The organism is Methanosarcina thermophila TM-1 (assembly GCF_000969885.1).
Classification (GTDB): Archaea; Halobacteriota; Methanosarcinia; order Methanosarcinales; family Methanosarcinaceae; genus Methanosarcina; species Methanosarcina thermophila.
This window is the reverse complement of the sequence record NZ_CP009501.1, coordinates 262,669-289,182: the sequence shown is the minus strand read 5'-3', so window position 1 is coordinate 289,182 and position 26,514 is coordinate 262,669. Positions and strand designations below refer to the sequence as shown.

Annotated in this window: 22 protein-coding genes and 1 tRNA gene; 7 read left to right on the top strand and 16 right to left on the bottom strand. The window is 43.1% G+C overall.

Annotation, left to right across the window (positions count from 1 at the left end):
• Positions 1–409 precede the first annotated feature (409 nt).
• The 8 genes from MSTHT_RS01305 to MSTHT_RS01270 all read right to left on the bottom strand — a co-directional run bounded on the left by MSTHT_RS01305 (position 410) and on the right by MSTHT_RS01270 (position 8,122).
• A complete protein-coding gene (locus MSTHT_RS01305; RefSeq protein ID WP_048166238.1) occupies positions 410–841 on the bottom strand; it encodes a response regulator in 432 nt (143 codons plus the stop codon).
• Positions 842–879: 38 nt separating this feature from the next.
• Positions 880–4,086: a PAS domain S-box protein gene (locus MSTHT_RS13880; protein ID WP_082086707.1), complete on the bottom strand. Its 3,207-nt coding sequence runs from the start codon at positions 4,084–4,086 to the stop codon at positions 880–882.
• Positions 4,087–4,501: 415 nt separating this feature from the next.
• Positions 4,502–4,573, bottom strand: a tRNA-Ala gene (locus tag MSTHT_RS01295).
• 60 nt (positions 4,574–4,633) lie between these two features.
• The gene (locus tag MSTHT_RS01290) at positions 4,634–4,903 is read right to left on the bottom strand and encodes an elongation factor 1-beta (RefSeq protein WP_048166237.1); all 270 of its coding nucleotides are present in this window, start codon (positions 4,901–4,903) and stop codon (positions 4,634–4,636) included.
• A gap of 86 nt (positions 4,904–4,989) precedes the next feature.
• Positions 4,990–5,160, bottom strand: coding sequence for an HVO_2753 family zinc finger protein (locus MSTHT_RS01285; RefSeq protein WP_048166236.1), 171 nt, complete (start codon positions 5,158–5,160; stop codon positions 4,990–4,992).
• 201 nt (positions 5,161–5,361) lie between these two features.
• Positions 5,362–6,030 carry an amino acid kinase family protein gene (locus MSTHT_RS01280; protein WP_048166235.1) on the bottom strand — a complete coding sequence of 223 codons (669 nt, stop codon included), beginning with the start codon at positions 6,028–6,030 and terminating at the stop codon, positions 5,362–5,364.
• A gap of 80 nt (positions 6,031–6,110) precedes the next feature.
• Positions 6,111–7,085 (bottom strand): hydantoinase/oxoprolinase family protein, encoded by a 975-nt coding sequence (locus MSTHT_RS01275; protein ID WP_048166234.1) that lies wholly within the window; start codon positions 7,083–7,085, stop codon positions 6,111–6,113.
• A 77-nt stretch (positions 7,086–7,162) separates the two neighbouring features.
• On the bottom strand, positions 7,163–8,122 hold the full coding sequence (locus MSTHT_RS01270) for an ATP-grasp domain-containing protein (protein WP_048166233.1): 960 nt from the start codon (positions 8,120–8,122) through the stop codon (positions 7,163–7,165).
• 230 nt (positions 8,123–8,352) lie between these two features.
• On the opposite strand from MSTHT_RS01270, the gene MSTHT_RS01265 reads away from it, so the two are divergent.
• The 7 genes from MSTHT_RS01265 to MSTHT_RS01235 all read left to right on the top strand — a co-directional run bounded on the left by MSTHT_RS01265 (position 8,353) and on the right by MSTHT_RS01235 (position 18,195).
• Positions 8,353–8,796 (top strand): heat-shock protein, encoded by a 444-nt coding sequence (locus MSTHT_RS01265; RefSeq protein WP_231588132.1) that lies wholly within the window; start codon positions 8,353–8,355, stop codon positions 8,794–8,796.
• A 126-nt stretch (positions 8,797–8,922) separates the two neighbouring features.
• Positions 8,923–9,657 (top strand): nucleotide exchange factor GrpE, encoded by a 735-nt coding sequence (gene grpE / locus MSTHT_RS01260; protein WP_082086706.1) that lies wholly within the window; start codon positions 8,923–8,925, stop codon positions 9,655–9,657.
• A gap of 172 nt (positions 9,658–9,829) precedes the next feature.
• Entirely contained in the window at positions 9,830–11,686 is a 1,857-nt protein-coding gene (dnaK, locus tag MSTHT_RS01255) for a molecular chaperone DnaK (protein WP_048166231.1), read from the top strand.
• Positions 11,687–11,792: 106 nt separating this feature from the next.
• The gene (gene dnaJ / locus MSTHT_RS01250; RefSeq protein ID WP_048166230.1) at positions 11,793–12,953 is read left to right on the top strand and encodes a molecular chaperone DnaJ; all 1,161 of its coding nucleotides are present in this window, start codon (positions 11,793–11,795) and stop codon (positions 12,951–12,953) included.
• A gap of 874 nt (positions 12,954–13,827) precedes the next feature.
• Positions 13,828–15,174 (top strand): Trk system potassium transporter TrkA, encoded by a 1,347-nt coding sequence (trkA, locus tag MSTHT_RS01245; RefSeq protein WP_048166229.1) that lies wholly within the window; start codon positions 13,828–13,830, stop codon positions 15,172–15,174.
• Positions 15,175–15,363: 189 nt separating this feature from the next.
• A complete protein-coding gene (gene trkA / locus MSTHT_RS01240) occupies positions 15,364–16,710 on the top strand; it encodes a Trk system potassium transporter TrkA (protein WP_048166228.1) in 1,347 nt (448 codons plus the stop codon).
• Positions 16,711–16,824: 114 nt separating this feature from the next.
• Positions 16,825–18,195, top strand: a complete 1,371-nt coding sequence (locus tag MSTHT_RS01235) for a TrkH family potassium uptake protein (RefSeq protein WP_048168280.1) — start codon at positions 16,825–16,827, stop codon at positions 18,193–18,195.
• Positions 18,196–18,266: 71 nt separating this feature from the next.
• Here MSTHT_RS01235 and MSTHT_RS01230 read toward each other — a convergent pair whose 3' ends face one another.
• The 8 genes from MSTHT_RS01230 to MSTHT_RS01195 all read right to left on the bottom strand — a co-directional run bounded on the left by MSTHT_RS01230 (position 18,267) and on the right by MSTHT_RS01195 (position 26,019).
• Positions 18,267–19,490, bottom strand: coding sequence for a digeranylgeranylglycerophospholipid reductase (locus tag MSTHT_RS01230; RefSeq protein WP_048166227.1), 1,224 nt, complete (start codon positions 19,488–19,490; stop codon positions 18,267–18,269).
• Positions 19,487–19,663: a 4Fe-4S binding protein gene (locus tag MSTHT_RS01225; RefSeq protein WP_048166226.1), complete on the bottom strand. Its 177-nt coding sequence runs from the start codon at positions 19,661–19,663 to the stop codon at positions 19,487–19,489. Before MSTHT_RS01225 ends, MSTHT_RS01230 begins: the two co-directional genes overlap by 4 nt.
• Positions 19,664–20,326: 663 nt before the next feature.
• Positions 20,327–20,953: a 2-phospho-L-lactate guanylyltransferase gene (gene cofC, locus MSTHT_RS01220; protein WP_048166225.1), complete on the bottom strand. Its 627-nt coding sequence runs from the start codon at positions 20,951–20,953 to the stop codon at positions 20,327–20,329.
• Between the two features lie 250 nt (positions 20,954–21,203).
• Positions 21,204–22,361 (bottom strand): 5-amino-6-(D-ribitylamino)uracil--L-tyrosine 4-hydroxyphenyl transferase CofH, encoded by a 1,158-nt coding sequence (cofH, locus tag MSTHT_RS01215; RefSeq protein ID WP_048166224.1) that lies wholly within the window; start codon positions 22,359–22,361, stop codon positions 21,204–21,206.
• A gap of 44 nt (positions 22,362–22,405) precedes the next feature.
• Entirely contained in the window at positions 22,406–23,533 is a 1,128-nt protein-coding gene (gene cofH, locus MSTHT_RS01210; protein ID WP_048166223.1) for a 5-amino-6-(D-ribitylamino)uracil--L-tyrosine 4-hydroxyphenyl transferase CofH, read from the bottom strand.
• Between the two features lie 25 nt (positions 23,534–23,558).
• Positions 23,559–24,560 (bottom strand): 7,8-didemethyl-8-hydroxy-5-deazariboflavin synthase CofG, encoded by a 1,002-nt coding sequence (gene cofG, locus MSTHT_RS01205; protein WP_048166222.1) that lies wholly within the window; start codon positions 24,558–24,560, stop codon positions 23,559–23,561.
• A 23-nt stretch (positions 24,561–24,583) separates the two neighbouring features.
• Positions 24,584–25,861 carry a phytoene desaturase family protein gene (locus MSTHT_RS01200; RefSeq protein WP_048166221.1) on the bottom strand — a complete coding sequence of 426 codons (1,278 nt, stop codon included), beginning with the start codon at positions 25,859–25,861 and terminating at the stop codon, positions 24,584–24,586.
• A complete protein-coding gene (locus tag MSTHT_RS01195) occupies positions 25,858–26,019 on the bottom strand; it encodes a 4Fe-4S binding protein (RefSeq protein WP_048166220.1) in 162 nt (53 codons plus the stop codon). The genes MSTHT_RS01200 and MSTHT_RS01195 overlap by 4 nt, the downstream gene beginning before the upstream one ends.
• Positions 26,020–26,514: the final 495 nt, after the last annotated feature.

The following is a 26,514-nucleotide window of genomic DNA, read 5'->3' as shown; positions in this document are numbered from 1 at the left end:
CTTACTCCGAGATTTCATTTATACGGCATTTTCAATTTTTCAGTAGTAAATCGCGCGCAAGTAAATCTCTCTCGATTCTCTGTAGCATGGAGTCTAGTAGGCTGAGTTTATCCTGAAAAAAGAAAAGAAACTTGTCTGACATATCTCACGGTTATTCTCTTCGGTGCAATCTACCCTGAAAGAGCATAGTCAGAACGCCAATTTTAAACCTAAGGCGGAAAATCCCCTCCTTGTTTTCATCAGAAAGCAGGGGATAGTTCACTAAAAGAGATTTTAGAGGATTCTTTCCGATTGGAATTACTTTCTTTATTCTCAATTCCATTTTTAGAATTTCAGCTCCCTGTGCCAGTGGGAATTTCCTCTAAAGTTTCTCGTTGAGACTTGATTTGGTCGGATTTATGGTGAAAAATTACTCAGTGCTATTCTCACTTTCTTTTTCCGCCTCTTTCTCAGCTTCCTTTTTCTCAGCTCTGTGTTTGTGAAGAGCCATCTCTATATTGCTGTGCAAATCCTCTTCTTTAAAAGGTTTTGAGATATATCCTGCAGGTTCTGTTGTTTTTGCCCTCTCCAGAGTCTCGTCATCAGTATAGGCGGTAAGATAAAGCACTGGAATTTTAAGCTTGTTCTTAATTTCACGGGCAGCCTCAATTCCATCCATTTCTCCTTTTAACATGATATCCATAAGAACAAGGTCTGCATTCGACAGATCGGCTTTTCTTATGGCTTCCTCTCCTGTGGACGCAGTACCCGTCACAGTATATCCAAGGTTTTTCAATTTGTTTCTGATATTAAGAGCCACGATATTCTGGTCTTCGACTACCAGAATTTTTGCCTTTTTCATTGTATCTCCCCTTTAATATCGAATAAGTCTCCGGATAGTCAGTCGTTTTCTTTAAACAATATTTTGAAGGTAGTCCCTGCACCATTTTGGAGTTCGATTGTACCCTCCAGTTGTTCAACAAGAATATTTACAAGTTGCAGACCCAGAGAACCAGTATTCCTGAAATCGAGATTTTCCGGAAAACCTAATCCATTGTCCGAAACTACCAGCGAATATTGGCTACTTTTATCAACTGAGCTCTTAGCACCAATATTATTAGTGCTATTACTTATATTTTTATTCTCTCCGTTCTCTTCAACCCTGCAGAGTTTTATCCGAATTTCCCCTTTTCTACCCTGAGGAAAAGCATGTTTTAGAGAATTAGACACGAGCTCGTTAATAATTATCCCAAGAGGGACTGCCGTGTCCATTCCAAAGAAGACCTCCTCAATATCCAGCTCCATCCTGATATCGCCTTTCCTGACAGTGTAGGAGTGAAGAAGATCTGAGGTCAATTTCTGAAGGTATTCCGAGAAATCGAGGGTTTCACTATTTTTTGACCTGTAGAGCTCCTCGTGGATTATAGCCATAGTGGCAACCCTGTTCTGGCTCTCACGGAAAGCTTCAAGGACTTCTTCTTCGTCAAATCTTTCAGCCTGGAGTTCCAGGAGGCTGGAGATAACCTGAAGGTTATTTTTTATGCGGTGATGGATTTCTTTTTTACGGATTTCTTCTACCTTTTTCAGAGACTCTTCAGCTTCTTTTTGTTTGGTTATATCATAAACTGCACCTTGCAGGATTCTTCTCTTGCCTGTAAAATCTGAAACATTCTGGACAACTTCGCGAACCCATTTTATTTTTCCATCCCTGTGTCTTATACGGTATTCGTGTTCTATTACAAGCAGCGGATGTTTTATTAATCTCTCATTATTATTAACAAGGTTTTGCCAGTCTTCAGGGAGAACAATCTGGTTCCAGCTTACTTTTCCGGACATAAAATCTTCTCCCCGGTACCCTGTAATCTCTTCCACACTCCCGTCAATCATTATAGGTGTAAAATCCAGATTTCCCTGAAAAGCTATTCCCCTGAAATTTTTCATAAAGGACCGGTAGCGCTCTTCGCTCTCTTTCATTTTTTTCGATGCAAGCTTTATCTCCGTAATATCTTTCATTACCCCAAGCACTCTATATGGATCTCCTTCCGCGTCCCTGAGAAGGACTCTCCGGTCTTCTACATAAATATAATTACCGTCCTTTCTCCTGAACCTGAACTCTTCTCTCAATCTCTCTCCTTTCTCAAAGAAGACCTTGACTTTTTCTATTATTCCACCGAGATCATCAGGATGAATGTGCTCCAGCAACGTTTCAGGATTGATTTTCTGGAACTCTTCAAAACTGTAACCGGTAAGCTCTGGAATAGCTCCTGCCCAATCTACCTCCTGTGTTTTTATATTAAAGTCATACACAATCTGCCCTGTCTGTTCGGCAGCGATCCGATATCTTTCCTCACTTCTCCTGAAAATCTCCTCAGCTTTTTTACGCTCGGTAATATCAAGCATTACACCGACTACTCCAGCCACTTTTCCCGAACTGTCTTGGTAAGTGGCTTTATGGAAAAGAAAATCTCTCTCTATGCCGTCGGCACAGAGCACCTTGGTTTCGTAATAGTTGCTTCCCCCTTTTTCAAGGAGGTTCCTATCATGCTTGTGATAGATCTCTGCAAGCTCCTTTGGAACTCTCTTCTGGAACTCTCTAAAAGAGCCCCCTATAACCTCAGCTTTGGGAAGCCCCATAATCTGCCTGGCAAAACTCTCGTTACAGTTTACGTATATTTCATTCAAGTCCCTCTGAAACACCGGGCTTGGAATGCTGTCAAGCAGGGTCTCCAGAAATCTCACATTATTCTGGAGCTTATTCTCAGTTTTCCTGAGTTCAGTTATATCAAGCAGTACAGCGACCATATTCCTTACGTTTTTTTCTTCGTCCAGAAAAGTTACCCTGCTCGCCAGGAAGTCTCTTTTTATGCCGTCAGCACACATGATTTCTTTTTCAGATACGTCGCTTCCCCCTCTCTGCAACAGCTCCAGATCGTCTTTATGGATTTCAAGTAAAATCCCCGCTTGCGACTTATTGTGCACTTCAGCAAAAGTTTTTCCTATAATTTCTTCTTTTTCCAGTCCCAGAACCTGCCTGGCTAGAATATTATTACAAGTGAGACACCTGCCATTATTATCTATATAATACACAGGTGCGGGTATGGTATCAAGGAGAGTTTCAAGAAATTTCAGGCTATTCGTGAGGTTTTTTTCAGTTTTTCTCCTTTCCATTATTTCATGTAGAAGGTTCTCATTTGCTTCCGTGTACTCAAGGGTTCTTTCTTCAACGAGCTTTTCCAACTCCTTCTGATGAATCCGGAGTTTTTCCTCGGCATGCCGACGCCCTATGATCTCGGATAATAAAATAGCAGCAGAATCCAGGAAATATATCTCATCCTCAGTAAACTCTCTCTTTTCCCGACTGTAAACTTCCATTACCCCAAAAGGCTTACTCATATCCCCTATCAGAACCGTAGCTCCGCTGGCTATGCCGTGCCGCCTGATAAACTCACTGCACTCAAAACGGGTTTCGGTATCAATATCTTCCAGGATAATAGTTTTTTTCAAAGCAAGGGCATATTCGGCTTGAGACTTCTCTTTTATAATAACGCTGTCTATGTACTTCTCTTTCCAGCCGTATCCTGCCCTCATAATAAAAGTTCCATCGGGCATGAGTTCCAGGATTCTGGAAAAGTCCGCACCAAGCCCTTTAGCAATAAGCAGGGCGCTTCTTTCCAGAATTTCCTGTAAGTTTTTGCAGGTTAAGGAGATCCTGCTGAGGTTGCTCAGAGAAAGGTATTGTTTTTCTCTTCTGCGGAGCTTTTCTTCGTTAAGAGCCCTGAAGCTTATATCAAAAGCTTGAAGGTTTACATAGTTCTCTTCCGGAAAAGGATAGAGTACTGCAGCATATGTTGTCTTCCCTGCCTGAATCTCAAAACTTTTCGGCTCCTTCTGTGCAAGGATTCTTTTTATATTGTGCCTCAGTACATCAGGCACTTTTTGCCCTTCTTTTACACCCCAATATTCAAGAAGAGCCTTAGCTGCCTTATTAGCGCAAAGAATTGTTCCCTCTTCTCCCAATTTCAGGAAAAAATTTGGGTCTGTCGGGAGAAGCTCCATCTTCAGCTCTTCTTTACCTGATTCGCTTATCCCTTCGGCATTTCCGAGCATACTATTGTCTTTAGTAATTTACAATCCCCCGTTTTTCTTAATTCGCATATTTGTGAGTTGTACAGAAATAGATATCATTATCTTTATCGAAATCCAGACCAAGAGCGTCTTTTGAGGATCTTTCCTCACTTTTCCACTCTTTTTTCTTGAGCCCGATGCTTCCTGGCTTATCTTTTTATTATCTTATTAAAAATATATGTTGATCCGTTATGCATCCCCTATTTAAAAAGCATCTGATATATTCCAAGATTTTGAAAGTTCAGCATAATTTATTAAAATCCGACAGCTTAAAACGACATTTGCGGAGAGTGCTTTATCGCTCTTCCAATTTGTCTCTTTGAATCTATTCTTTTATCATCAAATGAATGCTTAATCATGAAAAAAAGAAGTAGAAGCAATAATCCGGAATATTAAATGGACTCGGCGGGATTTGAACCCGCGGCCTTTACGTTGCGAACGTAACGATCTTCCCCTGATCTACGAGCCCTTATAGGAAAGGAGAATTGAAAAGATGGTTTTCCGGACTTGTGTCCGGTCTTTTCTCCTCTTAAATACGGTAGGCTTCCAGAACCTGAACGGTCTCGACACCGGGAACTTTTGCAAAAGCTTCTTCTGCAGGTTCAGTTCCGCCTTCTTCGTCATTGACAATTAATGTTACAATTAGAGCCTTCAGACCAAAAGCAATAGGCTCTTCAACAATATCTCCGTGAAGGTCTGCCCCGGCAGGAATTACGGATTTTATTTTCTCTTTTAATTCTGCAAGGTCGGTTTCAACGCTTTCTGGCATAATCTTAATTTTTGCTGCAACGTCACCCATTCTGATTCCTCTTATACTTTTATTTTGTCTTTTGATCGAGTTCAAGAATTTTATACACAGGCATTGATCTGATTAAGTTACCTGAATCAGGGTGCCTTAAATCCGCACTTGGGGCAGGTGTATACGTTACCCTGCTGCCTGCAGCTTGCACATCTTCCTATTTCTGATCCGCACTCCGGGCAGGGAAACTTTACATAACCCCTTTCCACAAGGCGAATTCCACATGAAGTACAGTACTCAATTTTTTGTGCTGACATTTTTTTCTCCTTAAATGTTAATTCAAATAGCAAACGGTTATGAGCTGCTGTGAATTGGGCGCCCTCCTTAAACATCGAGTTTCGATTTTCCCTGGCGCCTTTGTAAACATTAGCAGATTTAATTAACTGAATTTAATTAACGCTTTTGGATGCACTTTACTATACTCTTTGCTTCTCCCCTAGTCATATACAATATACAATTTAAACATTCCCCTTTACCATAGTACCAGGTACAGGCTTTCCGTACACAGCCCTAATGACCCTCTCAGGAGATTTTCCGTTAACAATCAGGCATTCCATTCGGTTTTCCAGAAGAAACTTCGGCAGGGCAGGGTCGATGCAGCTTGCATTGTTCCCTACGCAACTGGAGGCAGAAATTTCCCTGACTAGCTTTCCATTCCTGAATATGCCATCTACATCCGTAACTTTTATTAATCTTGCTCCGATTTGCTTTGCAATCCAGGCTGCAATAGTATCGGATGTTACGTCCCAGCTATGAGGCAGGGGATCTTCTTCTCTCAGGAGCCTGTATGGAAAGAGAATTGAAACCCCTTCAGGCACATCTGCTATTGAGTCTACAGCCCTTGAACCGGTTTTATCCTGAAGATAATAGGCATACTGCTCCATCCCAAGAATTGCCATCCAGTGGGCTGTGTCGGCACTCAGGCAAAACTTCTCATCGGCTTCTCTGACTGCATCAGCAAAGATGCCTCCTCCAGGCACTATGAGAATGGAAAAAGGGAAGCTTTCGGCTGTGTGCCCTCCCTCTACAATCTTCTGGCTTCCTGAGCCAAATTCCTCTACCAACCTATTTACAAGCTCGGTAGCCTCTTTGATAAGGCTTCCCCCAATCTTAACCACCAATCTCATAGTTTTCTTTCAGGTTTCAATTATCCGGTGTTTGTTCTCAACCTGCCTGCCCTGAGACTGGAATTCCTCAGGTGAAGATTTTACATCTCAATCAGCCTGGCAGCCGCATATGCCGGGAAAACTTTTGAGATTTCTTCTCCCCAGTGGCTGGATATCGATACGAATTCCATATCAAGCCTCTCTGCAGCTTCTTTTATCAGAAATTCCCCAAGGCCTGCGGCTGCGATTCTTTTAAGCCCGTTTCTCTCCGCAACCTCGGAAATCGCCTCAGCCAGGGTAAAAACTTGTTTTCTCTTTACCTGATTTGCGATTTCATAGATTTCCTCTTCCTGGATTTCAGAAAGATCCGCACAGACAAGCCTTGCAAGCCTGCGCATAGCATCGGTTTTGCTCTTGCCTGCTCCATCAGCAGTCTCGCATGTATACATACCCTCATCGATTTTTCCAAGCAGGAGATAAGCGTCCGCAGTTGTAGCAAAGAGTTCTGAAGCCGTCCTGCACCAGCCTCTCTCAAGCTTTACCTTTTCGAGAAGTGCGGCAAGGTTTGTCCTGAGTGTGCCTGCATACACGAGTTCACTCCTGCAAAGCCTCTCAAAGTCAGTAAGCCCTGCTTTATGTCCACCCGAAACGATAGGAATAATATCACTTGTGGTGCTTCCAACATCCACAAAAATACAATCTCCTAACTCTTTTCCTACCAGCCTGGCAGAAGCCGCCCAGTTGGCAGCAGCAAGTTTCCTTATATCATCAGTTTCATGCTGGAACCTGCCCATATTGTTTATATATGAAACTTTCGAGGGCCCGAAGGCAGAATCAACACATGCCTTTATATAGAGAATGCCCTGTTCCTTATCCTCAAAACAGTCTGCAAGTTCTCCGGTCATAACAACAGCAACTTTTTCGGGCTGCAGCCGCTGTGCGATTTCCTTCAGAACCTCAGGAAGCCGCGTGTTCTTCCAGAGAGGCAAATAGTGAAGTTCTACGATCTTTCCGTCCGAGGAAGCAAGTTTGGTATTCGCTCCTCCAATATCAAGCCCGATAATTTTTGAATTCATTTTTGAGCCCTTTATTAGGTTCTTTTTAAGCTTTCCAGCGTTTCTATTTTTCTGGTCTTTAATCTGCTATCTATTTTTCAAGTTCTTCCAAAAAGTTCGCCCAGAGCATCCTTTGAAAAACAGAATTCTCCTTCAATATTCACATGGTCAGGAAGTTCTCCAAACCTGTTTTTCAGAATCAGGTCTCCTATTTCCTCCCGCATAACACGGCTGATCCCGAAAAGCGAAGCTGTGGGCCTTGGATTCACATCCACTACATACGGAAAATCGGTGAGTATAATATCCACACCTACATATCCGAAACAGTTCAGACATTCCGCTGTGGAAATTGCGGTTTCATAGATTTCTTCTCTTCTTTCAGTCTGGTAAGGAGTAAGGCTCCCGTTATACTTTATTCCGGAAACTTCTGCTTTCCCCTTTTCTCCGGATTCAGCTTCTTTCTTGCCAAATTCTATGAACTGACGATTTACAGTAAGAGGAAGCGATTTTTTTCCTGCAATAAGGCTTACGCTCAGATGCTCTCCCTCAATATACTCACTCGCAAAGAATCCCTCTTTGTTCTCGAACTCTGTGACCAGGTATGTTGCCTCTGCTCCGCAGCCGAATCTTGGTTTTGTGATATATCTTTTGCCTTTTTCCGGCTCTTTTGCAATTTCAGGAGTTTTAATCCCGGCTTTCTTCAGGATTTCCGCACAGAGCAACTTATCCGCACAGCAGGCTGCCGACCTGGGAGAGCATCCCAAATTTACAGTATTCTCCTCAAGAACCTCATTCAGCTCGGGAAGCATTGAATCAGGGGCAATAATTAGCCCCGCGTCGCAACTTTTTGCTTCTCTCCCAATTACCTGCCTGAAATTCTCAGCTGTAGATTCAACCCGCATGCCTGCACAGATTTTCGTGCCTGCCGATGGGTAATAAACCTCATACCCAAGCCGGACAAAACTCTCTACAAGGGTTTTCAGCATAGCTGCTCCCTCAGGGATAAGGGATTTTTCAATTTCTGTGCCGACAGCAAATTCCGCAATCAGGATTTTCATTGGAAAGGAAAAACCCAGTCATTTATATATTACTTTTGCAACGCAAGCCTTTTAGAAAAAAGGCTTGAGCGAAAACCCCAGAACGGCGTGGTCAAGCGGCGCAACGCTTGGTGATAAACCGGCGCAACGGTTTCGGCTCAACGGTTGGAATTGAGGATTAAATTTGCTATGTAAAAGTTTATATAAATTATACGTATACCTTAAAAGTTAAACATCGTAAAAACATAAAGGTGCCTGGTACTATTAGCAGCAGAAACCCTAACTCTCAGTCGGTCTTTGAAAACTCGTTTGTGAAAACCCTTTCTATTGCGGTTCTCATGGGCATATTCCTGGTTGACATGGGGCTCGGGCTTTTTAAGATTTTTTCCACAAAAGAAAGTCCATTGCCTACTGCAGTCGTACTCTTGATCTTTGCTGTGATATTTATTGCAGGTATGGTTTTTTACGAAAGACAGGGACTGGACACTCTCAGCTCCCTTGTTGGAGGAGCACTTGCAGGTTTCGGATTTTCCTTTGTCTTTGTGTCGCTTGTAGGCGGCGTGCAGTTTGCACTGAGAGGAGGAATCTCGGCAATCGGGTGGGATCAGGTGATCTCAGCAATCGCAGCTTCTATGATTGCAAGCGTTGTAATACTCAAAGCACTTTCATATAAACTTCAAAATCATTTTTACTGATCTTTCTTTTTCTCACCCATTTGGATTAGAAGATATACCCGTTATCCGAAAAGTATTTATAGAATTACAAACAATCACAGATCAGGACGAGCGAAACCGCTATAATTACTTGATGGGGATCGATTAATGAAAATATTCGATAAAGAAGGAAATGCGGATTCTAAAGAAGATACCCAGGCTGAAGCTGGAGACCCTGATGCTAAGAATTCTGGTTCTTCGGGGGGAGAAGCTAAAAAAACACAGGATAATCCCGAAGAAGCTAAAGAAGCACAGGGTAGTCCTGAAGAAGCTAAAGAAGCACAGGGTGGTCCCGAAGAGGCTAAAGAAACACAGGCTAAAGAAGCACAGGGTAGTCCCGAAGAGGCTTCTGCCAGTTCCGAAACTGAAAAAAGCCCTGAGGAGCTGTGCCGGGAGGAGAACGAGATTCTCAAAGACCAGCTTCTTCGGCTTGCAGCAGACTTTGACAATTTCAGAAAACGGACCGCCCGCCAGATAGAGGAAACCCGAAAAGCTGTGCTTGAGCAGGTACTTCTTGATTTCCTTGAAGTAACGGACAATTTCGATCGTGCCATCAAGTCTACAAAGACTGCAGAGGATATGAGCTCGATCGCCAGCGGATTAGAACAGCTTTCAAAACAGTTTTTCTCAATCCTCGAAAAATATGGAATTGAGAAAATCGAGAGTGAAAGAGCCAGCGAATTCGACCCTCACAAGCACGAAGCAGTTCAGCATGTCGAAACCTCTGAACTTCCGGACAATACTATAGTAGAGGTTTACAAAGCCGGATACGCTCTTAACTCGAAAGTTATCAGGCCTGCTATAGTCTCAGTGGCAAGAAACCCAAATGAGACTAAGGAATAAAGGAGATTCAGGCATAATTTTACTCCTGTAATTCTGTTATGACCTGATTCTTGAATTTAATCGAATAACTTACCAGTTAACTTAATAAATAAATTAATTCAATGACTTGTCTAAGAACTTTTATCTAAATCATTAAGTGAAGAATTTAATCAGGATCTAGTGAGGATAAAACATGGGAAAAATACTGGGTATTGACCTTGGTACTACTAACTCATGCATGGCAGTAATGGAAGGCGGGGAAGCTGTCGTGATCCCTAATGCCGAAGGCGCCAGGACAACCCCGTCAGTGGTTGGATTTTCCAAAAAAGGGGAGAAACTTGTAGGTCAGGTCGCAAAGAGACAGGCTATTTCAAACCCTGAGAACACTGTTTACTCCATTAAGAGGCATATGGGAGAACCCAACTACAAGGTGACCCTTCAGGGAAAGCAATACACACCGCAGGAAATCTCTGCAATGATTCTCCAGAAACTCAAAGCCGATGCAGAAGCTTATCTTGGAGAAGAAATCAAACAAGCTGTTATTACAGTTCCTGCTTATTTCAATGACGCCCAGAGGCAGGCTACAAAGGATGCAGGGACAATTGCAGGTCTTGAAGTCCTCAGAATTATCAATGAACCGACTGCTGCATCCCTTGCTTATGGACTTGATAAAGGCGAAGTTGAGCAAACTATTCTTGTCTACGACCTTGGAGGCGGAACCTTTGACGTATCCATTCTTGAGATTGGAGGCGGAGTCTTTGAGGTAAAAGCCACAAGCGGCGATACCCATCTCGGAGGAGACGACTTCGACCAGCGCATTGTCAACTACTTACTTGCCGAATTCAAAAAGACTGAGGGAATTGATCTCTCAAAGGACAGAGCTGTACTCCAGCGCTTAACCGATGCTGCAGAGAAAGCCAAAATCGAACTGTCTGGTGTCGCAAGTACCAATATCAACCTTCCATTCCTTACAGTTGGTCCAGATGGGGAACCAAAGCACCTTGATATTGACCTGACCAGAGCCCAATTCCAGAAGATGACCGAGGACCTTCTTGAGAAAACTCTCGTTTCCATGCGCCAGGCTCTCAGCGATGCAAAGCTTACGCCAAACGATATCGACAAAGTAATCCTTATCGGAGGCGCTACAAGGATGCCTGCGGTAGTGGAGCTTGTAGAGAACTTCACAGGCAAGAAACCCTACAAGAACATTAACCCTGACGAAGCCGTTGCAATCGGGGCAGCCATCCAGGCTGGTGTGCTCGGAGGCGAGGTAAAAGATATCCTGCTGCTTGATGTCACTCCACTCACCCTTGGAATTGAGACACTTGGAGGCATAGCAACTCCATTGATCCCGAGAAACACGACAATTCCGACCAGGAAGAGCCAGATATTCTCAACGGCAGCTGATAATCAGCCCTCGGTAGAGATTCATGTCCTTCAGGGAGAAAGGGGAATTGCTTCCGAAAACAAAACCCTTGGGCGTTTTACCCTTGACGGCATCCCACCAGCTCCTAGAGGCGTCCCACAGATCGAAGTTACCTTTGACATTGACGCAAATGGTATCCTGCATGTGAGTGCAAAAGATCTTGGAACCGGCAGGGAACAGTCTATATCCATCCAGAAACCAGGTGGACTCACAGACGCCGAAATCGAGCGCATGATCAAAGACGCAGAATTGCATGCCGAAGAAGACAGAAAGCGCAAAGAAGAAGTCGAGACCAGGAACAATGCCGAAACCCTGATCAATGCTGCCGAAAAGACTCTGAAAGAAGCCGGAGATGTGGCTACAGAGGATCAGAAGTCAAAGGTAAACGCCGCAATTGACGACCTTAAAAAAGCTCTTGAAGGTAAGGACGCCGAAGAGATTAAGGCAAAAACCGAAGCTCTTCAGGAAGCTATATATCCGATCTCCACTGCAATGTATCAGAAAGCCGCCCAGCAGGCTCAACAGGCAGCAGGTGGAGCAGCAGGACGCACAGATGCAAAAGGTCCTGAAGAGACGGTCGTCGACGCCGATTATGAGGTAGTTGACGACGAAAAGCGTAAATAAAGAAAGAGCAAGTAATAAGACAGGCCTGGAGATTCTCAGGCCTTACCGGAAACCTGCACTTGCAGGCTCCGGAGCTTTATCTTTTTTAAAATGACAGGGAATCCTGATGGCCACAACGCGTGATTATTACGAAATTCTTGGGTTGTCTAGAGATGCTACACCCGAGGATATAAAGAAATCCTATCGAAAACTTGCATTAAAGTATCATCCTGACAGGAATAAGGAACCTGGGGCTGAGGAAAAGTTCAAAGAGATCTCAGAAGCTTATGCTGTGCTTTCAGATCCTGAGAAACGGGCTCAGTACGACCGTTTCGGACATGCCGGAATAAATGGACAGTACACCGCAGAAGATATCTTCCGGGGTGCGGATTTCAGCGGCTTCGGGGATATTTTCGAAATGTTTTTCGGCGGAAGCAGAAGGGGTCCCAGGGGACCGAGGAGAGGATCAGATCTCCAGTATGACCTTTATATAACCTTCGAAGAAGCAGCATTTGGAGTCCGTAAAGATATTGATGTCCCGAGGACTGAAAGATGCTCTAACTGTTCCGGAACCGGGGCTAGACCCGGCACAAGCCCAAAACGCTGCCCAACATGCGGCGGTACAGGTCAAATCCGCACCACACGCACAGGATTGGGCATGCAGTTTGTAAGCACTACCACCTGTTCTACCTGTCGCGGCAAGGGTCAAGTTATTGAATCTCCGTGCCCGGTCTGCAGTGGCACAGGTAGGGTTAGAAATACGAGAAAAATAACAGTAAACGTACCTGCAGGAGCTGATTCAGGCATGAGCCTGAGGCTTAGTGGAGAAGGTGATGCGGGAGACCCCGGAGCTCCGCCTGGAGATCTCTATGTAGTGCTTCATGTTATGGAGCATAAAATCTTTAAGAGAGTAGACTACGATGTAATCTCCGAGGTTCCAATCTCGTTTGCTCAGGCTGCGCTCGGGACTGATATTATGGTAGATACCCTCTACGGCAAGGTCAAGATGAATATTCCTGCAGGGACTCAGACCCATTCCGTGTTCAGGCTTAAAGGAAAGGGTATCCAGCACCTGCATGGAAGCAGGAGAGGTGACCAGCTCGTAAGGGTTGTAATAAAAACCCCAACAAATCTCAGCCACGAACAGAAAGAACTTCTTCGCCAGTTTGAAGCATTGAGCAGTGGTAAAAACCCGGGAGGCGAAAAAGGCAGGTACGATAAATTTACAGAAAAATCCAAAAAAAGCAAAGGATTTTTTGAGAAAGTAAAGGATGCTTTTGAGAGTTAAAAGCGCTTTTAGCTATATTTTAATCTTTTTAAAGGTATCTTCCTCTTTAAAACTGAAAAACCGAAATTCTGTAATATTGGGATTCCTTAGTACAGGGATTCTGAGTATTAAGAATTTTAATACTCAGATTCTTAATACTCAGATTCTTAACACTCAGATTCTTAACATTCAGATTCTTAACACTCAGGTTTCTTAATACTCAGATATTTAATAATCAGATATTTAATAATCAGATATTTAATAATCAGATATTTAATAATCAGATATTTAATAATCAGATCCGTAATACTCAGGTTCTTAATAATCAAATTCTTAATACTGAGACTTTTCTCCTTAATCCCAAATATACTTCCTTTTTATATTTTTCCTTGATCCTTTTCTTTTTATTTCCACACTTACATCTTATCCTTAGTGAAATTTTTGCTTATCATTCCTGGATTTCAGTATTTTTAGCTTTTTCAGGTAGTTTCTTATCCGTTTATCTCTTCTTTCTGCCTTCTTCCCTTTCACCTTTTACTTTTACAGATTTCGCTTACTTTCATATTTATTTTTCAAATATCTAAAAAGATTTATATATAACTGTTCAATTTTAAAAGTTTACTAAAGCTTTAATCTGAAATTGCTTTGCAAGAAATATAGTCTCTATATTTATTCGCAAGATATCTAATTTCCAGAGATGGTCAACACGCTGATTAATTTCATCAAAAACAATTCATTTGACCACGTTTTACAATTTTGTCCTGTCTATGTTCTCATAATTTCACACATTTTTTCATTATATTTGTCCTATCCTGATTTTCCGTGCTTTTTGCTTCTCGACCGCAAGGTTTTACAACATCAGGTTAGTTAAAAACAGACTTTCTGAAGGTGTGTTATGAAGATTATAATTATTGGCGCTGGGGAAGTAGGTTATCACATTGCAAAAGCCCTTTCCCCCAAAAACGATGTAATAATTATTGAAAAAGCTGAAGAAGCATTAAAAAGGGCAGACGAACTTGATGTCCTTGCTATAGAGGGAAACGGTGCAAACGCTGAGCTTCTCTCAAAATTTCTTCAAGATTCGGATCTGCTTGTGGCTGTGACCGGTCTCGATGAAGTTAATATTGTTGCCTGCATGACGGCAAAGCTGGTCATCCGAAGCAAGCCCGGATGGAAGGATATTAAAACCATTGCCAGGGTCAGCAACCCAGACTACATAGATTCACCTGTAACCTCCAGGGCTCAGGTTGGAGTCGATCTTATGATCTGTCCAGAGCTTGCGCTTGCTTCCGAAGTCGCTGAAATTCTATCAAGCCCGTCCGCAATAGATGCCGAGATGTTTGCTGAGGGAAAAGTCCGAATGACCGAGTTTGCAATAAGCCCCGAAAGCAAGCTTGTAGGAAAGCAGATGCAGGATCTCAAGCTTGCTGACTGCTGCATTGTAAGTGCGGTTTTTCGGGATCATGAAATAATTATTCCTCACGGGAGCGATGTTATAAAGGCAAATGACCATGTGGTGGTTGTTGGTAAGCCTGAAGCTATGGAAAGCCTGAGTAGCATTTTCGGAAATGAAGTACATCATAAAAATAGAGTTCTTATCATAGGCTGCGGAATTGTTGGTTTCTATCTGGCTAAGTTAATAAGCAAAGAAGAGAATGTTGACCTTAAGATTATTGAGCACAGGAAGAACCGCTGCATTGAGGTAGCGGAAACACTCGAAGGTGTCCTTATACTTAATGGGGATGGCACTGATCTCAACTTGCTCAAAGAAGAAAATATAGAGGATATGGATGTTGTTATTGCAGTCACAGACAGTGATGAGAAAAATCTTCTGTGCGCTCTGCTTGCAAAACAGCTTGGGGCAAAGAAAGTAATTGCCAGGGCTGACCGCTCGGATTATCTTCCTCTCTTTGAAATGGTCGGCATAGATATGGCAGTCAGTCCCAGGGAAGCAACTGTAAATGAAGTATTGAAGCTTACAATGGGCAGGGGAATACAAACCCTGACAACTATTGAAGGCGAAAAAGCAGAAATCATAGAATATACGGCTTCTGAAAGCTCTAAAATTGTCGGGAGACCGTTAAGCAAAGTAAAGTTCCCAAGAGGAGCTCTCATAAATATGGTAGTTCGGGGAAAAGAGACTATAGTCCCGAGAGGGGATTTTATAATTGAGAATCAAGATAGAGTGGTTATCTTTTCTATGTCTTCTGCAACACCAGAAATTGAAAAATTTTTCAGATAAAATCATACCTTCATGGAGCTGCCTTTTAATCTCACTATGGGAAAAATCTCACCTTTTCCCACTGAAGCTTTATTATGGTATTACTAAATAACACTCATCATAAACCAACCATTTACTTTTTTCTTTTTCCATGATTATTTAAGCAAGCAGGTTAATTTATCTGCAACCAAGCCTTTTTGAGGAACTCTTATGAAAGCTGTAGTTATAGGTGCAGGCGAAGTTGGATACCATATCGCAAAATTTCTCTCTCTTACACATGATGTGATTGTTGTCGAAAAAGATGAGGAGGTTGCACGAAGGGCGGATGAACTTGATGTTCAGGTTCTGGAAGGAAATGGCGCAAACGCTGATATTCTCACCAGTATCCTTCATGATGCGGATATTCTGATCGCTGTCACTGGAGTCGATGAGGTCAATATCGTTGCCTGCATGACTGCAAAGCTTATACTAAGGTCCCATCCAGGTTGGAAAGAAACAAAGACAATTGCGAGAGTGAGCAACCCGGATTATATTGATGTGCCTGTAACTTCAAGGGCTCAGGTTGGAGTTGATATCATGATCTGTCCTGAGCTTGCGCTTGCTTCCGAGGTTGCTGAGGTGCTCTCAAGCCCGTCAGCTATAGATGCGCAAGTTTTTGCCGAGGGAAAAGTTCAGATGATGGAATTCGCTATCCATCCAGACAACAGGCTTGTAGGGCAGCAGATAAAGGATCTCAAGCTTGATGACTGCTGCATTGTAAGTGCGATCTTTCGGAAAAACGAAGTAGTTATTCCTCATGGGGATGATGCTATTAATGCAAATGACCGTATGGTAGTTGTAGGCAAGCCCAGAGCCCTGGAAGAACTTGGTCGTATCTTCGGGAACGGAGAGCCCCACAGGAATAGAATTCTCCTTATAGGTTGCGGAATTGTAGGATTTTATCTTGCTAAACTGATTGATAAAGATGAGAATGCAGACCTCAAGATTATCGAGTACAGGAAAAGCCGCTGCATAGAAGTGGCTGAAATGCTGGAAAATGCCCTCATTTTAAACGGGGATGGTACAGATGTCAATCTTTTGAGGGAAGAAAATATCGAAGATATGGACGTTGTGCTTGCAGTTACGAATAGCGATGAAAAAAATCTACTGTGCTCACTTCTGGCAAAGCAGCTTGGGGCAAAGAAAGTGATAGCAAGGGCTGATCGTCCGGATTACGTGCCTTTGTTCGAAATGATTGGGATAGATATGGCAGTCAGTCCCAGGCAAGCAACAGTAAATGAGGTTTTGAAGCTTACAATGGGAAGAGGTATTGAAAAACTTGCCACTCTTGAAGGCGAAAAGGCCGAAATCATCGAGTATACAGCGTCAAGAAGCTCAAAAATAGTCGGAAAATCCCTTGATAAGGTCAAGTTTCCCAAAGGAGCGCTTGTTACAATGGTAGTCCATAATGATGATACTATTATACCTAGAGGAGATACCGTAATTCGGGAAGGAGACAGGGTAATAATCTTTGCTTTATCTTCCGCTGTTCCGGCTGTGGAGAAGTTTTTTAAGTGAACAGGTAAATACAAACGATCCAAAAGGGTCTAACAGCTCTAAAACAGTGGATCTGCATGAATTTTAGAATTTTTATATGTGCTTGGCGGTCTGCTCAGGCTCCTGGGGCTTTTCATGATAATCCCTCTCGGAGTCGCATATTATTACGGGGAGAGTTTAACTCCTTTTCTGGTTTCAATTCTCGTAACCACTCTAACAGGCTTTCTCCTGCTCTCCTATAAGACCGAAGAGGAATGGATGCGCAAGGAAGGCTTTGCAATCGTTGCCCTGGGCTGGCTTGCAGCTGCCGTTTTCGGAGCAATTCCTTTTATTATGGACGGAATCTCTCCTTTAAATGCGTTTTTCGAATCCATGTCAGGATTTACCACTACAGGCTCAACAATTCTTAATGATATAGAAAGCCACCCTAAAAGCATTCTCTTCTGGAGAGGCATGATTATGTGGCTTGGGGGCATGGGTATTATCGTGCTTTTCATTGCTATCCTGCCCAAGCTAGGGGTTGCAGGCCGCCAGCTTTTCCGCGCTGAGATGCCCGGACCCACCGAGGATAAGTTGAAGCCCAGGGTAAGGGAAACCGCAAGAATTCTCTGGACAATTTACTTTGTAATTTCTTTCCTGCAGGTTATCGTCCTTATGCTTGCAGGAGTCTCCCTATATGATTCACTTAATCTTATGTTTTCTACAGTGTCCTGTGGAGGTTTCTCCAATTACAGACTGAGTGTTGGAGCTTTTAACAGCCCCCTTGTAGAGTATATAACAGCGTTATTCACTTTCGCTGCCGGTGCAAACTTTGCCCTTTACTACCGAGCAATATTTGTAGACAAAAATACCCTTCTTAAAGATGAAGAATTCCAGTTTTATACTGCCCTGATCCTTGCTGCAAGCGGGCTTCTCACCTTCCTGCTCTGGCGAGATTTTGGTACAAACCTTTCAGATTCATTCCGACTTGCAATCTTTCATGTAATCTCAGTCATGACAACTACCGGGCTCGTGACAACGGATTTCAATCTCTGGTCTGATTCTGCGAAAATGATACTTATTATAGTTGGGTTTATTGGAGGCTGTGCCGGCTCTACAGGCGGAGGCATCAAGGTTGTACGCGTTCTTATCCTTCTCAAGCACAGTAGAATGGAACTCTTTAAGGCCCTTCATCCAAGAGCCATAAAAGGCGTTAAATTAAACAGTAAAAACGTGCCCGAGGAGATTGTCAATTCCATAGTTTCATTTGTTGTCATTTATCTACTTATCTTTGTCTCAAGCACCCTTATTCTCTCGGTCCTGGGCATGGACATAATATCCTCGTTTACTGCGTCCATAGCTACGCTTGGTAATGTAGGACCAGGCATGAATATCGTAGGCCCTATGAGCAGTTTTGATTCTATCCCCCCTCTAGGGAAATTAGTCCTGATTTCGAATATGTGGATTGGCAGGCTTGAAGTTTATACTGTAATTTTACTCTTCACTCCTGAATTCTGGAAAAAGTGATATTACAGGAAACCCTTTGAGGAAAATTAAAGGAAAAATATAAAAACAGAAAATGCCCGGGTTTCCGGGCGTTATATTTTATTTTTTGCTACTTCTTTTGCAGCGTCCTTGAAAAGGACTCGAAGGTCCCAGAGTAGTTTTTTATTGGCTTTAAAGAGAGCCTGTAATAAATCGAGAAGGCTCATTCTTTCAAATTTTACATCTTTCAGGGAACGGGCAAGAGAGTTCAGGTCATCGTCACTCAGGTTGATAAAGCAATTCTTTACTATGAGGCTCATGTCAATATCATGCCCTATGGTTGCCCTCCAGCGCTTCTCATAAACCTCTTCAAGTTTCTGGAGGGAAACGTCCCCTGAGGAAATAGCCGCATACGCAGCTTCTCCTGCAAGCTTCCCTGCTTCCATAGCGTTCAGAATTCCGCCGCCTGTGATCGGGTCGGATTGACGGGCAGCGTCTCCGATTAGCATGAGACCATTAGTCGACGTTTTCTCAATGCTGCCTGATACCGGAACTCCTCCATAAACCATCTCAATAATTCTAGCATTGGGAAATTTCTTTTCCACAAAGCTGTTAAGGTAATCTACAGGTCTTGGCTTGAATTTTCCTGCCCTGCTTCCGAGGATACCAATCCCTACATTGGCTTTGCCTTCGCCCTTAGGAAAGATCCATATATAACCGCCCGGTGCAATCTCGTTTCCTACATAAAACTCGCAATAGTCCTGGGCTATATCCACTCCGGCTATCAAATACTGGGCACAGGTTTCTATGTCTATGGGCTTCAGGGAAGTATCGATGCCTGCCCATCGACCTACCTTTGATTCGATTCCGTCAGCACCTATAACTATCTTGGCACGCACATCATATGTTTTTCCAAGGTGCATTAGTTTGGCTCCCCTGACGAAACCATCCTCGATTATGAGGTCAATTGCTCGGGTTTTTACTCTTACTTCAGCCCCCGCACGGGCAGCCTGCTCTGCAAGTGCCCTGTCAAACACTTTTCTCTCAAGGACATAGCCTACTTCTCCACCAGAGATTTCTTCTGCCATCACTATCCTTGTACCATCTGGGGAGTAGATGTGAGAAGCTTTAAGGTCCGCGCAAATCCACCTTTTGTCAATTTCCACATGCTTCTTGAGACATTCTTTGTTCACGCCTTCAGCACAGCGTACAGGATCGCCTATCTCCTGGCGTTTCTCAATTAGAAGTACATCAAGCCCTTTTTCAGCTGCGTTTCTCGCAGCAATGGAACCTGCAGGACCTGCTCCTATTACTAAAACATCATATCTGTCCTTCATTTCATTACCTCAATTGCTCCTACAGGGCAGATGCGATCGCATATTCCGCATGCAATACACGTGCTTTCATCTACTTCAACCCATGTCTCTATAAGTTCGAGTGCTCCCTTAGGGCAGACTCCCACACAGGCACCACAATATCCACATTTATATCGGTTTATCTTGAAGCTCACCAGCTCACCTGTAACTTTTAAAGGCAAATAAGGCAATTTATGGCATGTTAGGCAGTTTGGCAAATCATGGTAATTTTAAGGCAGTAATAGCAGTCCTCTACCATATATTTTTTGTTGATTAAAACTACCATATCTGAACATTTTTAACTTCCGACTTTTAACTTCCGAGTGTCAAAGTTTTTTCCTACATATAAATACACACTTCTGGAAGACAAGCTAGATTTGTTTGCAGGTCACTTACCTGAATGCTTAAAGCTCAGACTATTAGTTTGTTTCCATATTATTCAATTTCAAACCAAATAGTAAATTATATTTATAACTTTTGATCTGAAGCCAGGTTGAAAAATTCGATACGTAGTTTTTTAGTCCTAGCGTAACTTTTCTAATATAAGATTTGAATACAAAATTTGAGCATAAAGTTTGAACATAAAGATTCTAATATAAAGATTCGTAATATAAAGTTTTTAATATAAGGTTTCTAAGTTTTTAATATAAGGTTTCTAAGTTTTTAATATAAGGTTTCAATGGAAATTTTTAATATAAGATTTCAATACAAGATTTCCAAATTAAAGCTAGTCAGGTTATTTACCCCATAACAGTTTATTTCAAATTTCATATAACCTTTCTGCTTTTCCAATTATTTGAGAACTGCCCCTGCTAATCTCATATTGGAGCCAGCCTTACTCTTCCTCTGCTAATCTCAAGCCTGAATTTTTTGCTAATATACTCTTTCGAAGCCCCGCTTCCATGTATAAGCAGTTCTACCAGGTCTTCAGGCTCATCTATATCTATACCTGCAAGGAAAGAGTCGTAAATCTCAACATTCTGCCCTGCTTCTTCTGCAATCGAACAATGAGTCAGGAAACTCGAACCGTAGTACCTGACCCTGTAATCAGAAGGATTTTTGATAAACAATACATTTGTGCCTCCACCTTTTCCCGGGACGATGCAAACGTCTCCTTCAGTTGAAATTATCCCTTTAACATGATCTGGAGACAGAAGAGGAAGATCAGCCATAACAATCATAACCGGCTCTTCAGCCTGCTCCAGATACAAGTTAAGAGCCTCATTGAGATCATTTCTATCCAGAATCACAGTGGCTTTCGTCATGTTCTCAAGTCCATACATCGAAGGACTGAGAATATCAATTGTCTCTATTCCGGCTTCCTTAAGGGTATCTATTACCTGATTCAACATCAGTTCCACAAGTTCTTCTCTTTCTTCCAGACTCAGGACAGGCGATAATCTGGATTTTGCACCGGCTTTTTTATAGGGGATTACAGCTTTCATCGGAACTCCTGAAAATATGATTGGAACATAAATACATGAATATTAAACATAATTTATTGAAATTTAGATAATTAAACCCCTGCAGCCCGAAAAAGTTCATTGATTTTTCTGTTAGTTCAGCTTGCAGGAATCTCAGCGGCTCTGATTTATTTGATATAGTCAAATCACATGGAAGAGACCGAATTGGAAATTGGGGGCTACAATTCTGTCTAAACTGAATTCAAGCCTCTAACGCTGTAGGCTAGAGTAGTTACTCTTTACTGCTTATCTTTGCCTTTCCGCAAGCTGGCAATGAGCCTGCTCTATTCGGGAAACCTGGTTCCACTTTCCGGTAAAGGGTATCTCTCTGTACAGGGATCTTTCCTGCCCCTTTTATCATCCATTCGAACTCGGCAGGAGACATGTATTCTCCGTGATTCCCTCCAGATGCGGTTGAAATCTGGTCTTCCATAAGCGTGCCTCCTAGATCATTAGCTCCGCATTCGAGGGCAAACTGAGCAAGCTTTTTCCCGAGTTTAACCCAGGTTGCCTGAATATTATTTATGTAGGTGTGCAGGATTACGCGAGAAATGGCAATGAGCTGCAAGTCTTCAAGCCCTGTGCTTGCGAATTTTCCAGATGCTAGCATCTTCTCCCCTATCCTGTTATTATAGGGCAAAAAGGACATTGGGATAAACTCTGAAAATCCACCGGTCTCTTTCTGTATTTCGCGGATAGTAAAAACATGATCAAGACGCTCTTCGATTGTTTCAACATGTCCGTACATAATAGTTGCATTTGTAGAAATTCCGGTTTTATGTGCGGTCTTTATAATATCGATCCACTGCTGTGCACTGATTTTTTCGGGACAGATTATATTTCTCACCCTGTCGGAAAGAATTTCAGCTGAAGTTCCGGTAAGGGAATCAAGCCCGCTTTTTTTAAGCTTACGAAGAGCCTCTTTTACGGACATGCCTGAGATTTCTGACGCGTAGTGTATTTCCATAGGGGAAAAGGCATGAATACAGAGTTCTGGATATTCAGCTTTTATTGACTCTACAATCTCCAGGTAGAATTCCATATCGATTTCCGGAATATACCCTCCCTGGATGCAAACCTCAACAACTCCGGCTTTCCAGGCTTCACTCACCTTTTTCAGGATTTCTTCCACGCTCAGTATATACCCTTTTTCTGTCCTGTAAGCGCAAAATCCGCAATTTCCTGCGCATTTATTTGTAATATAAATATTTCTGTTCGTGATATAACTAACAATATCACCTGTGGTACTGGCCCGAAGGCTATCGGCAAGTTCGAATAACTCGAATGGGCTTCCTTCAAGCAGGAGAAGTGCATCCTCTTTTGTGCAGTTTCCCTGATATATCCTCTCAAGGACATCCTCAGGAATTGCTGCCTGCTTTCTCATGTACATCCCGATCATTCCTGTTTATCTGATATATCTATCCCTAGATAGGTTCACTCTGAGACTCTGAACCCTGATCGCCTCGGATTTCCCGAAATCAGCTCATTCACTCTTCCGTACAGAGTGGTTCTTTCTTTTGGAACTCTCCCAGCTCCATAAATCATCCACTCGAGTTCTTCTACAGATATCGCTTCTCCATTAGAGGCTCCTGCAGACCTTGAAATACTTTCCTCCATAAGGGTACCCCCAAGATCGTTAACCCCACAATGAAGAGCAAACTGCGCAAGTTTTTTCCCTAACTTCACCCAGCTTGCCTGAATATTGTCTACATACCCGTGGAGAAGAATACGGGAAACAGCATAATTCTTAAGATCCTCAAGACCAGGCGTGGCGTATCTACCTTCTCTCATTAATTTCTCCCCTACAGGATTGTTATAAGGCATAAAAGGTAGGGGTACAAATTCCGTAATTCCGCCTGTTTCTTTCTGGATTTCCCTGACGATCAATATATGTTCTATTCTTTCTTCAAGGGTTTCAACATGCCCATACATCATCGTTGCAGTCGTAGGAATGCCCGCGGCATGTGCCTGGGTAACCACCTCTATCCATTCCGAGGTTTTGATTTTTGAAGGGCAGATAATCTCCCTTACCCTGTCCGAAAGAATTTCAGCTGCCGTGCCGGGCATGGTGTCAAGCCCGCTTTTTTTAAGTTGTAGCAGGGCTTCTTTTACAGAAATTCCGCTGACACGGGAAGCATGGTAAACCTCCATCGGTGAAAAGGAATGGATATGCATATCAGGGAATTCGGCTTTTATGGCTTCTACAATCCCGAGATAAAAGTCAATACCAGCGTCAGGCAGAAGTCCTCCCTGGATGCAGACTTCAGTAGCATTTGCCTGTGCCGCCTCCCTTACTTTTTCCATTATTTCTTCAAGGGTCAGAACTTTGCCGTTATTCGTCCTAAATGCGCAGAACCCGCAGGTTCCCACACAGCGGCTGGTAAAGTTAATATTTCTGTTTACGACGTAAGTAACCGTATCCCCTGCCGTAAGGGAGCGGAGTTCATCCGCAAACCTGAAGAGCTCGAAAGGAGGTACCTCAAGGAGTAGAAGCCCGTCTTCTTTTGTGCTCTTCCCCTGATATACGCGTTCTATAAGGTCTTCGGGAATTTTACTGTTCATTTTTCTAATTCTCCGCATGCCCTTTTCAGGGCTGTTTCCTGTAACCCTCCGAGTCCGAAAGCTGTGCTATCAGCCCGCTTAACCTGTCTGAATACCACCCTCTTTTCACATACTGGGGGTAAATCGGCAGGCGTTCCCTGAGCTGAACTGGTTCGAGTTTCATTTTCAAGTCCTTTACATCCGGCCATTCGGCTTCAGGATTAATCCAGTCAATTGTCAGTGGGGATATACCTCCAAGGTCACTAACCCCTTTTGCGATAAGAGCCTTAGGGTCTATAAGGTTTGGGGCAACCTGCACTGCCACGTCAGGAGGAAGGATCTGCCTGGCAAGGCATATAGTATCAACCATTTCCTCTACTGCAGGTTCTGGAAAGTTTTCCATATGTGTTCCGGATTTTGGGGTAAAATTCTGGATAATAACCTCCTGGATATGCCCGTATTCCCTGTGAAGACCTGCAATAGCCTCAAGCGACTCAATTCTGTCTTCTCTTCTCTCCCCGATCCCTACAAGAATGCCGGTAGTATAAGGGATTCTGAGCTTTCCGGCTTCCCGGATAGTTTCAAGCCTGAGTTCGGGAAGTTTGCCAGGGCAGTCTTTATGTGCATCGAGAGCTGCCGTGCTCTCAAGCATCAACCCCATGCTTGCATTCAAAGGCTTTAGAGCCTTAAGCTCTGAGCGCGTCATGATACCCGCATTCGTATGAGGAAGAATTCCAATATCGATCGCAGCTTCACAGAGAAAGAGAAGGTATTCAAGAGTAGAAGAATAGCCAAGTTCTTTTAGCCACCTTCTATACTCCGGCACCTCTTCTGGAAGCTCGCCAAAGGTGAAAAGGGCTTCAGTGCACCCCGCCTTTACCCCATTCTCAAGTATGGGAAGAATTTCTTCAGGTTTCATGAGCCTGGCGTCCGGTTGCCCGGGTTCCCGCCGAAAGCCGCAGTACCCGCAGCGGTTCCTGCATATATTGGTTACAGGGATAAAGACGTTTTTCGAGTAAGTTACAAAATCGGGATTTTTCGGTGGAATGATAGAACACCTGCTGAATTTGTTTAACCAAGAATTTTTTTCATGGTTGCAGCCACGCCGAGAGCCACGCCTTCGACTTCTATACCCCCCCTTCCTTTGGCTCCATCCCCCACGACATAGAGCCCTGGAATCGGGGTTTCATTACCAGGATCAGTACCTGACGCTGCCCTGTTTACCGGCCAGCTGTCATGGTATGACTGGATAAGCAGAACTTCGTATCTCTTATCAGGGAAGATTTCCTTAAGATCCTGAAGTCCTAATTCGATTTCAGCCTCGAGATTTTTTATATTCTCAGGGGCTACGTACTGATGAGACATCACAAGGTGCTTGCCTGGTGGAGCAAGTCTCGGATCAACCTGGGTAACCTCATTTATCCCATTTATTCTTCTCGCATATGGGGTGAGAAGGACGCCGGAATGCCCTACAAGCGGCTCATCTGCAGCAAGACAGATCTTTATGCCGGCAGAGGGTCTCAGGGTCTCAAGCTGTTTCAGGTATTCTGAGTTTTTATCTCCTGAAAGTGCCTCCCCGCAAAGGCAGGCTGTTGCAACATGCCCGAGATTGCTGATTATCAGGTCGGCTTTATGAGCTTCCTCGCCAACAAGCACACCTGCAGCTTTACCATTCTCCAGAAGGATTTTTGAAACCTCGGCTCTGGTATGGATCTTTCCGCCGTGTGCGGCAATTACATTCTCAAGGGCGTCGATTATTCCTTTGCATCCGCCTACAGGAACACCAGGTCCGCCGAACCTGTACATGTTTTCAATTATCTCGAAGACTTCTTCTACAGGCACTTCATCACTTCTGAGACTCAGCGCCCAGCCGCAGAAAGAATCTGCAAATTTCACAAGCCATTCGTCCTTAATCTGGCTCCTGAGCCAGGCCTGGAGAGTGCTTCCTGTGGGTCGGTTCTTGCGCGTACTCACTGTAAGAAGGGCAATCTTCAGGCGGTCTTTATGCGAGAGAAGTGTGGGAAAATCGGAAAAAGGAATATCCCTGAAACCTTCACTGTAATCAGGGCTGTCCTTCTTCAGGGGAACTCGCACTGTTGTCGTGTCTGACCGCACGATCTCAACATCAGCTCCGACTTCACGGAGAAACTGAGCCAGAGGGCCTGTAGGTCCGTGAGGCAGGATGTGGAGAGCTCCACTCGAAAGTTGAAATCCTTTATAACTCAGGTTTGTAAACCTTCCTCCTGTGATAGGAAGTCTCTCATAAACCTCAACCTGATACCCTGCCTTTGAGAGCCTGGCTGCACTTAAGAGCCCTCCAAGCCCTGCACCAATTACAATTGCTTTCACGCCGGCACCTCTATAGCCTTAACGGGGCAGTAAACAGCACAGATCCCACAGTCTATACAGGCATTGGTAGTTCGTGCCTTCCCTTTTACCTCTATTGCTTCTTTCATACAAAAAGAAGCACACTGGCCGCATCCTACACAATTATCGTTGATCTTCATGCGATTCCACCAGCTTTCCTATCATAAAAGACTTATTATAATGTATTGGTACAGTGTGTTCTCAGGCTTATATCTCGGCGTGAATTTTACCTTTGCCATGAATGCGGCAACATAAATTATTATCAGTGATGTGATTTATTTTCTATTGAATATTTTTATAATGTAAGGTTCGGAATATATCATAAATGCAGCAGTACAGGTTGAAGTAGAAATGAAATCTTTCGCCCCAGCCTTTCGCAGACAACTTAAAAATATTTTTAAGCTTGTTATTTTATATTTCAATGCTCATTATTAAATTTTTAACCTTTAGATTTATTACGATTGTTCATAGATTTATCACAATTGTTCATAATATTTATGTGATTCTTTTATTCATTTGAAATAATTAATTTGTATATATAAGTAATCCTAAGTTATAGGATTACTTATATATGTAATAAATTATATTATTAGAGTTATGACATTTAATAGGCAACAACATAATTAAGGGTTATA